The organism is Flavobacterium sp. J27, assembly GCF_004303025.1.
Classification (GTDB): Bacteria; Bacteroidota; Bacteroidia; order Flavobacteriales; family Flavobacteriaceae; genus Flavobacterium.
The window spans coordinates 188789-189405 of the sequence record NZ_PJQW01000002.1 but is presented as its reverse complement, the minus strand read 5'-3'; the positions used below and the strand labels follow the sequence as shown (position 1 = coordinate 189405).

Here is a 617-nt window from a genome sequence, read left to right as displayed (position 1 = left end):
AAAAGGTGGCACTCCAAAAAGTCTAGGTTCATAAGCCATATTGCGTACAAAAATATCAAACATGGTTTCATCCATCGTAATCATATCTTCTAGTTCTGGTGCATATCTAGGATAGCCCACCACTACCCAAGCAGGTACTTGAACTTCCATAGTCGCTTTGGTTTTGGTTTTGATCTCTTTGTCCCCATCATAGGTTACATTAATAAACGTATATTCTATTTTAGCGGTAACTGGTCCGTCAGAAATATCGTCAAACCAACCGTCGTTATTCACAAAATTGTCTATTACAGGAGTTTTGGTAGAACCCGAATTTCCATTGCCCCCAAGGACTAATAAGCGGATGTTTTTATCTTGTTCGTTGACCAAAACACTACCCAAAGTTTCAATAGCATTTGGTTGAATATCTGCTGGTGGAAACGTTTGCGGATACGCTACTTTTTTGTTTTTACTCGTATCGTTCTTTTTACTTTCCGAACCAAATTTGGCAAAAGCACCTTGATTGTTCTTTAAGTTCACCGTTACAGGTCCGGGATCTATAATCAATTGTCTTCTTAAATCGGGTTGGGTAACTTCTGGGTTTCTTAACGGATGATCGGGCGCATAACCGTGTTGGCCAT

The 617-nt window shown here is 39.7% G+C and carries 1 protein-coding gene; it reads right to left on the bottom strand.

Annotated features, from left to right (window positions below; all coding sequences use genetic code 11):
- On the bottom strand, positions 1 to 617 hold a 617-nt coding region (locus tag CX675_RS19965), incomplete at both ends, for a LodA/GoxA family CTQ-dependent oxidase (RefSeq protein WP_205728593.1).